11 protein-coding genes and 1 tRNA gene are annotated in these 12988 nt (G+C 65.1%); 6 read left to right on the top strand and 6 right to left on the bottom strand.

Going from position 1 to position 12988, the window contains the following annotated elements; all coding sequences use genetic code 11:
- Positions 1-372: 372 nt before the first annotated feature.
- Both CS1GBM3_RS00135 and CS1GBM3_RS00125 read left to right on the top strand, forming a co-directional pair.
- Positions 373-576, top strand: coding sequence for a hypothetical protein (locus CS1GBM3_RS00135; protein WP_072389726.1), 204 nt, complete (start codon positions 373-375; stop codon positions 574-576).
- Positions 577-866: 290 nt separating this feature from the next.
- A complete protein-coding gene (locus CS1GBM3_RS00125; protein ID WP_083566915.1) occupies positions 867-2072 on the top strand; it encodes a tyrosine-type recombinase/integrase in 1206 nt (401 codons plus the stop codon).
- A gap of 9 nt (positions 2073-2081) precedes the next feature.
- Here the strand turns inward: CS1GBM3_RS00125 and CS1GBM3_RS00120 are convergent.
- Positions 2082-2168: transfer RNA gene (locus CS1GBM3_RS00120), tRNA-Leu, on the bottom strand.
- Positions 2169-2336: 168 nt separating this feature from the next.
- On the opposite strand from CS1GBM3_RS00120, the gene lipB reads away from it, so the two are divergent.
- Complete coding sequence (lipB, locus tag CS1GBM3_RS00115) at positions 2337-3035, top strand: lipoyl(octanoyl) transferase LipB (protein ID WP_072389718.1); 699 nt, start codon at positions 2337-2339, stop codon at positions 3033-3035.
- A gap of 82 nt (positions 3036-3117) precedes the next feature.
- Here lipB and CS1GBM3_RS00110 read toward each other — a convergent pair whose 3' ends face one another.
- Entirely contained in the window at positions 3118-3483 is a 366-nt protein-coding gene (locus tag CS1GBM3_RS00110) for a hypothetical protein (RefSeq protein WP_072389715.1), read from the bottom strand.
- A gap of 285 nt (positions 3484-3768) precedes the next feature.
- Here CS1GBM3_RS00110 and CS1GBM3_RS00105 point away from each other — a divergent pair, with 285 nt between their 5' ends.
- Entirely contained in the window at positions 3769-4623 is an 855-nt protein-coding gene (locus CS1GBM3_RS00105) for a LysR family transcriptional regulator (RefSeq protein ID WP_072389712.1), read from the top strand.
- A gap of 45 nt (positions 4624-4668) precedes the next feature.
- Here CS1GBM3_RS00105 and CS1GBM3_RS00100 read toward each other — a convergent pair whose 3' ends face one another.
- The 3 genes from CS1GBM3_RS00100 to CS1GBM3_RS00090 form a co-directional block, all read right to left on the bottom strand.
- Positions 4669-4956, bottom strand: coding sequence for an acylphosphatase (locus CS1GBM3_RS00100; protein ID WP_072389709.1), 288 nt, complete (start codon positions 4954-4956; stop codon positions 4669-4671).
- 30 nt (positions 4957-4986) lie between these two features.
- Complete coding sequence (locus CS1GBM3_RS00095; RefSeq protein ID WP_072389706.1) at positions 4987-7005, bottom strand: acetyl-CoA carboxylase biotin carboxylase subunit; 2019 nt, start codon at positions 7003-7005, stop codon at positions 4987-4989.
- Between the two features lie 182 nt (positions 7006-7187).
- On the bottom strand, positions 7188-8186 hold the full coding sequence (locus tag CS1GBM3_RS00090) for a hypothetical protein (protein WP_072389703.1): 999 nt from the start codon (positions 8184-8186) through the stop codon (positions 7188-7190).
- A 273-nt stretch (positions 8187-8459) separates the two neighbouring features.
- On the opposite strand from CS1GBM3_RS00090, the gene gltX reads away from it, so the two are divergent.
- Positions 8460-9833, top strand: coding sequence for a glutamate--tRNA ligase (gene gltX, locus CS1GBM3_RS00085; RefSeq protein WP_072389700.1), 1374 nt, complete (start codon positions 8460-8462; stop codon positions 9831-9833).
- 89 nt (positions 9834-9922) lie between these two features.
- Here gltX and CS1GBM3_RS00080 read toward each other — a convergent pair whose 3' ends face one another.
- Positions 9923-11089 carry a DUF2865 domain-containing protein gene (locus CS1GBM3_RS00080; RefSeq protein WP_072389697.1) on the bottom strand — a complete coding sequence of 389 codons (1167 nt, stop codon included), beginning with the start codon at positions 11087-11089 and terminating at the stop codon, positions 9923-9925.
- A 393-nt stretch (positions 11090-11482) separates the two neighbouring features.
- Here CS1GBM3_RS00080 and cysS point away from each other — a divergent pair, with 393 nt between their 5' ends.
- The gene (gene cysS, locus CS1GBM3_RS00070) at positions 11483-12904 is read left to right on the top strand and encodes a cysteine--tRNA ligase (RefSeq protein ID WP_171946393.1); all 1422 of its coding nucleotides are present in this window, start codon (positions 11483-11485) and stop codon (positions 12902-12904) included.
- Positions 12905-12988: the final 84 nt, after the last annotated feature.

Genomic DNA, 12988 nt, shown 5'->3' with positions numbered 1-12988 from the left:
GCCGATGGGTGCCCGAGCTGCGGCGCGAGCTGTGGGCCAGATGGTATGCCTCTCTGCCGCTTAGAGTGCGAGCCTCAAACGTGGGAGCGCACCATGAACGCGCCCGCGTCTTCGTTATTGCCCACGCCGACAGCGAGCTCCTACGGAAGCTGTCGCGGTGGTGGCATGGGCCGGGTCGGGAAGTGGCGGCACAGCTTGCACAGTCTCAAGATTTTGCACCCAGAGGATTGGGAGCGGATGATGGGCTTCCCGGCTGGGTGGACCGACGTAAGCAGTTAGGAAACGCTGTAGTACCGCAAATCGCAGAGCTTATCGGAACAGCTATCCGAGAAACTGAGCGCGCCTCTCTAGGCTCTCAAGGAGGGTCCGGTAATGGCTGACCTCTCAACACTAGAAGCACTGCTGAAACGCGTGGAAGAAGCTAAGGCGCCGGATATTTGGGATGAGGATGAAGTTGGCGGCCCAGACACAGTTACCGACTTCGACGAGTGGCCTGACGTCGGAGGCCATTGGCACAAGCCGGGCGGCAAGTTCGCCAGCGTGCACGAGGCGTGGACCGCATCCGCGCCGATCTAAAACGAGCATTGAAGCGGCTCGGCGTTTCGCCGAGATCCACGCCGCAGACACTCACCGTTCCGACCGGGCGCGCCACGCCCTTCTAGCCGCTGCAAACGAGCCCGCTCACACGAGAAACGGAGGCATCCGGACATGAGCGAGCAACCGGCGCGAGCCTGGAGCGTCAAACGCCTCGCCGAGGCATGGGACTGCTCTACGCGCCACATCTACGACCTGATCGATGAGGGCCGGATCAAGGCATTCGCCATCGGCCCGCGCACCATGAGAATAACCGACGAGGAAAAACGCAGATGCGAAAACGAGCACGTGACGTCTATCGAAGAGGCGACGTCACTCTCGGATGGAGAGGAAAGGTTGCAGTCGCAGACTATCGCGATGAGAGCGGTCAGCGCCGCCGTCGGAAGCTAGGAGTCCTTGGCGAGGCTGCCGCTCGCGCCGCCCTCGACGTCTTCGCCGAGGCGCGATCCGCCGTCAAAAAGCAGCAGGCCACGTATCTCGTGCGCGACCTCTGGCGCCTCTGGCTGGCTGATCGCGAGAAGGACGGGCTGTCAAACAAAATCTATGAAGCCAATTGGAAGGCTCTCGACCCCCATTTTGGAAGCCGAGCGCCGGCCTTGATCACGGCCGACGACTGTCGAGATTACTCAAAAGCGCGGTTCGCGCTCGGCCGCTCGCCCTGGACGGTCAATACCGAGCTGTCGCGGCTCAATGCATGCCTTTCCTGGGCGGTCGAGGCCCGGCACATCCAATCGATCGACAAGCCCAAGATTTGGATGCCGAGCCGGGGCAAGGGCCGCAAGCGCGTGCTGACGTTCGAAGAGGCAGAGGCCCTCGTCAGGGGGGCCGGCGATTTTCACGTTTACCTCTTCATCCTGCTCGCGATCATGACTGGCGCCCGTAAGATGGCCATCCTTGATCTGACCTGGGATCGCGTCGATTTCGAGCGCGGCACCATTCAGTATGACGAGGATGAGGATCGCGACCCGATGTCAAAACGGTGGCGAAAGGGCCGCGCCACCGTTCCGATGGGTGCCGTGCTGATGCGCGAACTTAATAGGGCACATCGAGCTCGCCAGACCGATCATGTTATCGAGCACGGCGGGAGGCGACTGAAGGATATCAAGGACGGCTTCGCGAATGCCGCACAGCGGGCCGGGCTCGGGGCGTGGCGAACGCACCCCCTGACCGGGGAGAAGGTCTTCAAGACTAATGCCACCCCGCACACCATCCGCCACTCCGTAAGCACCTGGCTCCGGGAGCGCGGCGTGAAGGTCGAAGACCGGGCGCAGCTTCTCGGGCATGCCGACACGAAGACGACCGAGATCGTTTACACGCACGCCGGATCAGACGTGCTGAAGCCAGCCGTCGAGATCATCGGGGGAGCGATAGGCCCACTACCTCAAAGGGACGCATCTGCACGAGTTGCGCAGGACACCAAGAGGCCAAAAAAGCGCCGATTGTCCCCTATGGACAAAACCGAAGACCGCTCGATATGAGCTAAGTTATGGTGCGGTCGAGAAGACTCGAACTTCCACGCCGTTTCCAGCGCTACCACCTCAAGGTAGTGCGTCTACCAATTCCGCCACGACCGCATCATGGCTCGAAGCGCCCCCATATAACCAACCCGCGCGGGCGGAACAAGGGGCACCGGAGGCCGCCGAACTACCAGGGCGCGCCGCCAAAGGCAAGCGCAAGCCTGCGCGGCGAAACCGCCCCATTCCCACCTTTGCGACGTTCCGCAAGCGGCATAGTCTCTATCTATGACGAAATTCGATAGAAGCCCCGTGGAATGGAGCGTCAGTCCCGGCCTCGTGGACTACCCGCGCGCGGTGGCCATCATGGAACGGCGCGCCGCCGCGATCCGCCATGCGAGCGCCCCGGAGCTGGTCTGGCTGCTCGAGCATCCGCCCCTCTACACAGCGGGCACGAGCGCCCGCCCCGCCGACCTGACCGAGCCGGATCGACTGCCCGTCTATTCGGCCGGGCGCGGCGGCCAGTACACCTACCATGGGCCCGGCCAGCGTATCGCGTACGTGATGCTCGATGTTCAGCGCCGCTTTGGCACCGACGTCCGCGCTTTCGTGGCAACCCTCGAAGGCTGGATCATCGAGAGCCTGGCGAGCTTCGGCCTTGCTGGCGAGGTGAGGCCCGGCCGCGTCGGCGTCTGGGTGCATCCCGATCCGGCGGAGCCCGAGCGCAAGATCGCCGCCATCGGCATCCGCATCCGCCACGGCGTGAGCTTTCACGGCGTGAGCCTGAACGTGGACCCCGATCTCACACAGTATGATGGCATCGTGCCTTGCGGTATCGCCGATCGCGGTGTCACCAGTCTCGCAGCCCTCGGGCGCCTGGCATCGATGAAAGATGTGGATATGTGCTTGAGGCAGTCCTTCGAGCACGCATTCGGCGCCGAAACGCGCCTCATCACACCCGCTGCGGCGGGCCTCGAAGCCGCATAGACGGCAACACGCGCCGCCTTAAAAAGCAAAACCCGGCCCGCGATGAACGGGGCCGGGTCTTTATGCACTACATCGGCCTCGGCTACGGCCGCGGACCGGATTGAGAAGGCTGGGCGTCGGGGCCTTGGCTAGGCGAACCTGAGCCGGGCTCCAACGGCACCCCCGATCCATCGTCGTAGAGCTGCCCTTCCTCGATCGACGTAACGTCCGAGCCTTCGAGCTCGTACGGGTCGTCTTGATTGTCTCCGAGCCTGATCAAGCACCTTTGCTCGCAAATCCCATCCAGAACCGCGTTCGGCTTGAGAACATGGTCCTTTCGGGAGGATCCCTCGATGACGGTGACCTTGTGGTCCCGTGCATCCCGATTTGTGATCGAGGCCGCCGAAACGGCCGAGGGTGAGAGCAGGACTGCGATCAGGAACCCCGGGGCGACGCGATCGGAAAGCACGGTCAGCTCCGAGAAACCGAGGTAGAAACTCGTTACTTCTTCTTCTTCGCCGCGGGTTTCTTAGCAGCCTTCTTTGCGGCAGGCTTCTTAGCAGCTTTAGCCATCTTCGTTAGTCCTTCCATTGAACGCCCAGCATGCGCTGAGCCGAATCTGACCCGACTCACGTCGAGCCGGAATTCAATGTGGTCAGAATCAATGAGCCCTTCAAACGGAAATTTCCGGTGACGACTATCGAAGATTTCGATAGATAGCGCTCACTGCGTTTCGAGGCGTCGCGAGCTGCGTATGGACATCAATCTCGCACGAACGTTCCTGATGGTCGCCGAGACAGGCAGCTTCATCGAAGCGGCCGAGAAGCTCAACATCACGCAATCCACCGTATCTGCGCGCATTAAGGGGCTCGAGGAGCTGCTCGGGCGGCCCGTGTTCGAGCGTTCGAAGTCGGGTGCAGACCTCACTGCAGCGGGCGAGCAGTTCCGCAAACATGCCCTCGCCCTCGTCCGCGTATGGCAGCGCGCGCAGCTCGAAGTGAGCCTCTCGGACCAGCACCGCGACCATCTGGCAGTCGGGGCACCGCTCGGTCTCTGGCAAGGATTCCTGTTGAAATGGGTGGCGCGCCTGCGCGCGGACAGCCCCGACATCGCCGTCTCGGCCGTCTCGGCGCCTTCGACCGTGCTCACCCAGCGCCTGATCGAGGGCACGCTCGACCTCGCGGTCATGTATCGCCCCATTCAGCCGCCGGGGCACGTCGTCGAGCATCTGTTCGACGAGGAGTTCGTGCTCGTGACCAGCGCCAAGCTAACGGGCCGCCGCGCCGTCAGCGACTACATCTTCGTCGATTGGGGGCCGGACTTTCATCAGGATCACGCGGCCGCCTATCCCGAGCTCACCAACCCCGGCCTGCACCTCGACCTCGGCTCGATCAGCATCGAATACCTGCTCGCCAACGAGGCCTCGGCCTACTTCCCGGTCCGCATCGTGAAGCCCTATGTGGCGCGCGGACGCCTGCGCCAGCCCAAGCGAGCCCGGCGCTTCGTCTATCCGGTGTACGTCGTCTATCCGGAGGATCGCGACGAGGAGACCTACGAGCCGGTGATTTACGGCCTGAGGTCGGCAGCCGCCCGCGTCGGCTCGGCCTAACGCCCACTACGATCCAATACGGCACAGCGAGCGCTTGAAAAAACCTTACGCCGTGTCGCGCACCTCGAAGCCGACGAAGGACTCGTCGACCTCCGCAAGCGTTTCGACCTTCGTCACGGCGGCGCCACTCGGCCCCGCAAGGCAGCGCTTGAGCATATCGGCGACGGCCTCGTCCGGCCCATGGAACACCGCCTCGACCGACCCGTCGCGCCGGTTGCGCACGAAGCCCCCGAGCCCGAGCGCCACGGCGGTCCGCTGTGTCCACAGCCGGTAGCCCACGCCCTGCACGCGACCTTCGATCCGGACATGGGCCGTACGAGCGGAGCCCGTCATCGCATCCTTCGATAGGCTACAGGCCGCGCCTCACGCAAACTCGAGGATCACGGCATCCACCGCCAGGCTGTCCCCCGGCTTGGCGTTGACCTTCTTCACCTTGCCGTCGCGCTCGGCCCTGAGGATGTTCTCCATCTTCATGGCCTCGACCACGGCCAGCGCGTCGCCGGCCTTCACGTCCTGGCCTTCGCTGGTGTGGATCGCCTTGACGAGACCGGGCATCGGGCACAGCAGGAACTTCGACATGTCGGCCGCGGCCTTCACCGGCATCAGCGCCGCAAGCTCGGCCTCGCGCTCGGTGTAGACGTAGACCGGGCTCTGGATACCCCGATAGGAGAGCGTCGCACCGTTCAAGATCGGGCGCACCTGCACGGCAACCGTCTTGCCGCCGACCTCGCCGCGCCACACTGGCTCACCCGCCGACCAGTCGGAGCCGACCGATACCGACTGCGACACGGCCCCATCGGCGCCGATGAAGCTCACGTGCAGCAGACTGCCGTCCGTGCCGCCGACTTCGATCGTCTGACGCTGCCCGCCGACGTCGACCACGCGGCGCTTGGCAAACTCGACCGTGCCATTGGCCATCTGGTGGCTGATCTGACGGCGCCGCACGTTATGGAGGTGATCGATGGCAGCCGCCACGGCAACGAGCACGGAAAGCTCCTCGCCCTCGGCCCGCCGGCTCTTGAAGCCTTCCGGATACTCTTCCGCGATGAAGCCGGTGGAGAGGTGTCCCTCGCGCCAGCGCGGGTGGTGCATCAGCGCCGTCACGAACGGGATGTTGTGCTGAATCCCGTCGATATAGAACGCGTCCAGGGCCTCGGCCTGCGCGTCGATGGCCGCGATCCGCGACGGCCCATGCGTCACGAGCTTGGCGATCATCGGATCGTAGAACATCGAGATCTCGCCGCCTTCCTCGACACCGGTGTCGTTGCGCACCGTGATGCCGTCGCTCGTCCCCTCCTCGGGCGGGCGGTACTTCACGAGCCGGCCGATCGAGGGCAGGAAGTTGCGGAACGGATCCTCGGCATAGACGCGGCTTTCGATAGCCCAGCCGTTGAGCTTGATGTCCGACTGCTTCATCGGCAGCTTCTCGCCCGCCGCGACGCGGATCATCAGCTCGACGAGATCGATGCCGGTCACGAGCTCCGTCACCGGATGCTCAACCTGGAGCCGCGTGTTCATCTCGAGGAAGTAGAAGCTGCGATCCTGGCCGGCGACGAACTCCACCGTGCCGGCCGAATCGTAGCCGACCGCCTTGGCCAACGCGACGGCCTGCTCGCCCATGGCGCGGCGCGTCTTCTCGTCGAGAAGCGGCGACGGGGCCTCCTCGATGACCTTTTGGTTGCGCCTCTGGATAGAGCACTCGCGCTCGCCGAAGTAGAGGACGTTGCCGTGCTTATCGCCCACGAGCTGGATCTCGATGTGGCGCGGGTCGACGATGAACTTCTCGATGAACATGCGGTCGTCACCGAACGACGCCTTGGCCTCCGAGCGGGCCAGCGGGAAGCCCTCCTCGACCTCGCGGCGCGTATAGGCGATGCGCATGCCCTTGCCGCCACCGCCGGCAGAGGCCTTCATCATGACCGGATAGCCGATTTCCTCGGCGATCTTCACCGCATGCTTGGCGTCTGCGATCTCGCCGACGTAGCCAGGCACCGTCGAGACCTTCGCCTTCGCCGCCGCCTTCTTGCTCTCGATCTTGTCACCCATGGCGGCGATCGCCTTGGGATTGGGGCCGATGAACACGATCCCGGCCTTCTCAAGCGCCAGCGGAAACGCCTCCCGCTCCGAGAGGAAGCCGTAGCCCGGATGGACCGCCTCGGCACCCGTCTGCTTACAGGCCTCAACGATCTTGTCGATGATCAGGTAGGATTCGGCAGCCGCCGGCGGGCCGATGTACACCGCCTCGTCGGCCATATCGACATGCAGCGCATCGCGGTCGGCGTCCGAATAGACGGCCACGGTCTTGATGCCCATCTTGCGCGCGGTCTTGATCACGCGGCAGGCGATCTCGCCGCGATTGGCAATTAGAATTTTCTTGAACATTAGCCCTGGCGCCCTGTCTGGATGTCGCGGGGAAGCGGTTGGTGGGGCTCTTCTAGACTAAACCCGGCGAGCCCGTAAACCGCGATAAAACGGCGCCGGTAAGGGCCCGTATGACGGAAGTTCTACGGAATTGTATCGGCCCCGCGCCATCGCGGGGCCTTCAGAGGCCGCCGAAGCCGCCCTCAGGCGGCATAGCCGCTCCAGCCGATCCCGGCGAGCGCCAGCCCGTGATCACCGATCAGGCAGTCCCGCTCGAGGTGAGCCAGGACCGCGGCCTCGACCGCCGACGGCTGCCGGCTCTCGCGCAGCCTCTGGGTCAGCCAGTCCGTGTCGTCGGCGACGATTTCCTCACCGGTCACGATCTCGATGCGCTGCCGCTCGAGCCTGGCCAGCGCCCGCTCCTCGACGGTCTGGAGGTGATAGTCGAGACGCAGGTTGCCGAGCATCGCATCGATCTGATCGGTGAGCGGCATCTCCTCGGCAATCGGGGCCGCCGGCCGCAGGGCAACCACGCGCGGGGGAACCGCGAACCCGTGCTCCGCCAGAAGAGCGTTCGCCATCGCCTTGGCGAAGAGATCGGCCCAGGCCGGCGTCATCGAGCGCGCGCCCACAACTTTGTTCACGCCGATCAGGATCTCGATCTCCGGCCGCGTGAGCGGCAGCGCGCTGTCGCCACCGAACGCGTTGAGGATCACGCGCATCAGCACGACTTCCGAATCTCCGATGCTGCCCGGCATCTGCAGCGGGCCCTGTCCGAGACGCAGCGGCCCGAAGCCGTGCACCACGGCACCCGCCACCTGCGCAAGCGCGAACGTCGCGAGGCTGAGCGGGAACCAGCGCGCGCGACCGAGGATCGCGACCAGGAGATCGAACTCCGTGCGATTGGCGATCCACCCATCGCTCGCGAGCTTGCCGACGAGCCAGCGGCTCTTCTCGGACGTGATGTAGCCCTCGGGGCCACTGTGATTGAGGAGGTAATCGGCGATCGCATCGATCAGGAAGCCATTCCAGCTCGGCGCCTGGATCGGGCACGATCGGTTGAGCCTGAGCAGTGTCTCCGCCTCGGTCTCGTGAATATGAGGGTCTTCCGCGAAGGCCCTTCTCAGCCGGCTGACGTCACTGTCCTTGATGCTGCCGCGGAACTCGAAATCTTCGACCGGAACCGACTTGACCACCCGCATGCAACTTCCCCGCCCCCGCAGACTGCCCTGCCGACGAAGCTAGGCAAGCATTCTTACCAAGAGCCTAATATCTGCCCCACAACGAACACGGAGAAGATCCCGGCGGACCAACATGTTGCGAACGGGCCCCGTACGCCGGTCCGCCACGCAGAACTGGAAAGAGCTGCAATCCGCGCCTCTCGTCTATAGGGTGGCGCCGAATCGCCGAGCCCCTTCGCCCCGGCGTTTACCAACCCAGTCACCCACGCCCGATCTGCCGAGCCCCGCCAACGCATGAAACCGACCGTCCGCTTTGCGCCGAGCCCCACGGGCCGACTCCACATCGGCAACATCCGCACCGCCATCCTCAACTATCTCCTGGCGCGTAGGGCGGGCGGCACGTTCATTCTGCGTCTCGACGACACCGATCGAGAGCGCTCGACGGAAGCCTTCGCCGAAGGCATCCGCACCGACCTGCGCTGGCTCGGCCTCGAATGGCAGCGTGAGGAGCGCCAGTCGGACCGCCTCAGGCGTTACACCGAGGTCGCCGAGACGCTGAAGGCCGCCGGGCGCCTTTATGCCTGCTACGAGAGCGAGGAGGAGCTTGACCGCAAGCGCAAGCGCCAGCTCGCCCGCGGCCTGCCGCCGATCTACGACCGCACGGGGCTCAAGCTCACGGATCTCGACAAAGCCAAGCTCGAGGCGGAAGGCCGCCGCCCGCATTGGCGCTTTCGTCTGCCGAATACCGACCCCGCCGACGGCCTCTTCGGACCGGAGCCCACCATCGTCTCCTGGAACGATTTGATCCGCGGCGACCAGACCGTCGACATCGGCTCGCTCTCCGATCCGGTGCTGATCCGCGAGGACGGCACCCCGCTCTACACGTTCACGAGCGTGGTCGATGATGCCGACTTCGGCATCACGCACATCGTGCGCGGCGAGGACCATGTGACGAATTCCGGCGTCCAGCTCGCGATCTTCGAAGCGCTCGGCGCCGAGCCCCCTGCCCTCGCCCACCACAGCTTGCTGATCGGCGCCGACGGTCACGCGCTCTCGAAACGTCTCGGCACGCTCTCGATCGAGACCTTCCGCAGCGAAGGTCTGGAGCCCATGGCCGTGCTCTCGCACGCGGCGCTGCTCGGCACCTCGGACGCCATCGAGCCCCACGCGCACATCGACGAGCTGGCGGCGCTGTTCGACCTCGGCAAGATCTCGACCGCCCCCGGCCGCTTCGACCCGGCGGAGCTGCACAGCCTCAACGCCAAGCTGTTGCACAAGCGCAGCTATGAGGACGTCGCGGAGCGCCTGGAAGCCCTCGGTATCACGGGTGGCCCGGCGTTCTGGGAGGCCGTCCGCGGCAACGTCACAGTGCTCGCCGACGCGCGCGACTGGTGGCACGTCGTGACCAGCGAGATCGACCCCGTGATCGAGAACCCCGATATGACGGCAAGAGCCGCCGACCTCCTGCCGCCCGAACCCTGGGACGAGTCGACCTGGAGTGCTTTTACTCCTGCAGTCTCGAAGGCGACTGGTCTCAAGGGCCGCGCCCTGTTCCATCCGCTGCGCCTCGCGCTGACCGGCCGCGAGGCCGGCCCCGAGCTAAAGGCGCTGCTGCCCCTGATCGGCCGCACGCGCACCGAAGCCCGCCTCCGCGGCCAGCGCGGCTGACTTCCGAGCCTCCGCATATGCGACATCGGGCGGACCGAGTGTCGGCGTCGCCAACTGTCACGCAGCAAAGTCAACAAGCTATCTGAGGGTTAGGGCGACGTCGCCCACGGTAGCTCCTCGCTCCCGCCGCCGTTGTCGTACTGCTGCGGCGGCTCGGCCGGAGGCGGCTGGACCCGCTGCTCGTGCGTCGAGCCGGTCGGCGTCTGCGCCGTCCAGCCCCCGCCCTGACCAACTCCCTGGTTCACCACGGCACCGGACGCGGGCTGATACTCGGCCATCTTGCAGGAGCACCCGTTGATGTACTCCTTGCGATATTTGAAGGCCGTCTTGAGCTGCTTGTAGGGAGTGTTGTCGCGGGCGGCGACAGCCTGCTCCATGCCCGCACCGGGATTCTGATGGTAATAGAGTGCGGCCGGCGCCGCGCATTTCGAGGCGCAAACCTCCTCGTCGCGCTGGAAGTGATTGGGCAGCGTCGAGAAGCTGACCGGGAAGTAGTAGCCGTCGCAGAGACGAACACAGACGGTGCGATAGGTTGCATAGGGCAGCGCACCGAAGCTCGACCCCCCCCCGCTGTAGCCGCTGCTTTCGCCGTCGTCCCAGAAGCCCGACAAACCGCCGCCGCTCTGGCGCCGCGCCTGCTGCTGGTAGCTGGCACCGCAGTCATTGCGGGCGAGTTCCCGGATGATCTCGTCGCGATACGACCGGCCCGAGGAGCCCTGTAGCTGCGAAAGCTGAACCTCGAGATCGTCGATACGCCGGCGCGTGCTGTCGGCCTGGTTGGCGAGGTCGACGCAACGCCGTGTCCGCCGCAGCGTCTTCGAGAACAGGAAATACTCGTAGCAATCGCTGCGATCGAGCTGCTGGCGCTGAGAGCGATGGGCCTGCTCGGCCTGCCTCAGCTCGTTCTCGACCATTGGAATCAGATTGCGCGATTCACCCCCACGCTGCCCGTCCTGCACGAGCCGCTGCTCGAGCTCGAGACAGATGGAATTGGGCCGACGCGCGCCAGGGGGCGGCTGCGTGTTCGGATCGGCGTAGGGATCGCCATAGACAGATTCGCTCGGAACCGGCGCGCGCGGCCGGGCCGGTTCATCATTGCCGCCAAACGGCCACCAGCTGCTCTGCGCCACGGCAGGCACGGCGGCACTGCCAGCAAGCAGGAGCGCGAACGCGACAGAAAGCGCCCGCCGCGCATCGAGCTTCGGCGCCAGATCAAGAATTCGGCGCTTAAGGCCGTGTCTGCCCGTTCCTGCCATCGACCCCATCGATCATCGGGGGGCCAAGTACCCCGCATCAGGCCATTTGTTCACCATACTATGCGAGGCCCCGCATAAGGGGTCAATGCGGGAGAAATGCGGCGTCTCGCCATGCTCGGGCTTATGCGGAAAATCCGCACGACCGGGGCTCAAATCACGCCGCGCCGCTTGACGCCACAAGCGCCCACCAGCATAAACACGGGCCATGGGAACGCTGCGCAAACTCGCCGCCAGCATTTGCGGCATTATTATCACGATTTCGAGCTAGTCCTGCCCGGCTGGCGCGCGGCCTCGTTCTTTGCCTCATGACAAGACAGAGAAGCGCCCCGCCGGTCGGAGCACCGGTCCGCGCACGGGTACGTCATCGCCCTGCGCCGCATGAGGAGAAGATGCGTGTCACTCACGCTCTATAGTACGCTGTCACGGCGCAAGGAGCCGTTCACGCCCATCGATCCGTCGAACGTGCGTGTCTACGTCTGCGGGCCGACGGTCTACGATTACGCCCACATCGGCAATGCGCGCCCTGTTATCGTTTTCGACGTGCTGTTCCGCTTGCTCCGCCATCTCTACGGGTCGGACCACGTCACTTATGTCCGCAACATCACGGACGTCGACGACAAGATCAACGCCCGCGCCGCGTCCGAGCATCCGGATCTGCCGCTGAACGAGGCCATCCGGCGCGTAACCGGCGCCACCGAGCGCCAGTTCCACGAGGACATCGCTGCCCTCGGCGTGCTGCCGCCAACCGTCGAGCCCCGCGCCACCGAGCACATCGAGGAGATGAAGCGGCTGATAGAAGCCCTTATCGCTCGCGGCCACGCCTACGTCGCCGAAGGTCACGTGCTGTTCGACGTCTCGTCCATGGCCGACTACGGACGCCTCTCCAACCGCTCGCTCGAAGAGATGGAAGCCGGCGCCCGCGTCGAGGTCGCCCCCTACAAGAAGGGCCCGATGGACTTCGTGCTCTGGAAGCCGTCCAAACCCGGCGAGCCTGCTTGGACCTCACCGGCCGGCATCGACACGCCCGGCCGTCCGGGCTGGCACATCGAATGCTCGGCCATGGCCGAGAAGCACCTCGGCACCACCTTCGACATCCACGGTGGTGGCATCGACCTCGTCTTCCCGCACCACGAGAACGAGATCGCACAATCCCGCTGCGCCCACGACCTGCCGGTCATGGCCAATGTCTGGATGCACAACGGCTTCCTGCAAGTCGAAGGCGAGAAGATGTCGAAGTCCCTCGGCAACTTCATCACCATCCACGAGCTGCTCGCGACGAAGAAGTTCGGCGCCAACCAGTGGCACGGCCGCGTGATCCGCTTGGCCATGCTCGGCACGCATTATCGCCAGCCCATCGACTGGACGGCGGAGCGGCTGCTGCAGGCCCGCGCCACGCTATCGGATTTCGCCGACCTGCTGGCCGGCGTCGCGCCCGCGGAGAAACCACACGCCGATGTCGTGGCCGCGCTCTCCGACGACCTCAACACCCCAAGCGCGCTCTCGATCATCCACGGCCTCGCCAAGTCCGCGAAGCGCAACCCGGAAGCCGCTGCCGAGCTTGCCACCACGCTGGCCTTCATGGGCCTCTATGGCGGTGAGACACGCGATGAGCTGAACGTCGGCGTCGAGATTGCAACCGTCGATACCGAGAAGGTCGACGCGCTCGTCGCCGCCCGCCTCGCCGCCCGCAAAGCCAAAGACTTCAAGGAAAGCGATCGTCTGCGCGACGAACTCGCAGCCTTGGGCGTCGCGCTGAAGGACGCCAAGGACCCGAAAACCGGCGAGATCACCACCACCTGGGAGATCGCCCGATGAGCGCGCCCACCTCACTTCTCCTCCCCCCTTGTGGGGGAGGCCGGGAGGGGGGGACGCCCAAACGCCTGCGTTCTGGAGTCCCCC

This window comes from Hyphomicrobium sp. CS1GBMeth3 (assembly GCF_900117455.1).
Classification (GTDB): Bacteria; Pseudomonadota; Alphaproteobacteria; order Rhizobiales; family Hyphomicrobiaceae; genus Hyphomicrobium_C.
This window is presented reverse-complemented; position numbering and strand designations above follow the sequence as displayed.

Excerpts from the sequence above, each read along its gene's own strand:
- CS1GBM3_RS00135 (WP_072389726.1), top strand. The coding sequence starts at position 373 with ATGGCTGACCTCTCAACACTAGAAGCACTGCTGAAACGCGTGGAAGAA.
- CS1GBM3_RS00125 (WP_083566915.1), top strand. The coding sequence starts at position 867 with ATGCGAAAACGAGCACGTGACGTCTATCGAAGAGGCGACGTCACTCTC.
- lipB (WP_072389718.1), top strand. The coding sequence starts at position 2,337 with ATGACGAAATTCGATAGAAGCCCCGTGGAATGGAGCGTCAGTCCCGGC.
- CS1GBM3_RS00105 (WP_072389712.1), top strand. The coding sequence starts at position 3,769 with ATGGACATCAATCTCGCACGAACGTTCCTGATGGTCGCCGAGACAGGC.
- CS1GBM3_RS00100 (WP_072389709.1), bottom strand. The coding sequence starts at position 4,956 with ATGACGGGCTCCGCTCGTACGGCCCATGTCCGGATCGAAGGTCGCGTG.
- CS1GBM3_RS00095 (WP_072389706.1), bottom strand. The coding sequence starts at position 7,005 with ATGTTCAAGAAAATTCTAATTGCCAATCGCGGCGAGATCGCCTGCCGC.
- CS1GBM3_RS00090 (WP_072389703.1), bottom strand. The coding sequence starts at position 8,186 with ATGCGGGTGGTCAAGTCGGTTCCGGTCGAAGATTTCGAGTTCCGCGGC.
- gltX (WP_072389700.1), top strand. The coding sequence starts at position 8,460 with ATGAAACCGACCGTCCGCTTTGCGCCGAGCCCCACGGGCCGACTCCAC.
- CS1GBM3_RS00080 (WP_072389697.1), bottom strand. The coding sequence starts at position 11,089 with ATGGCAGGAACGGGCAGACACGGCCTTAAGCGCCGAATTCTTGATCTG.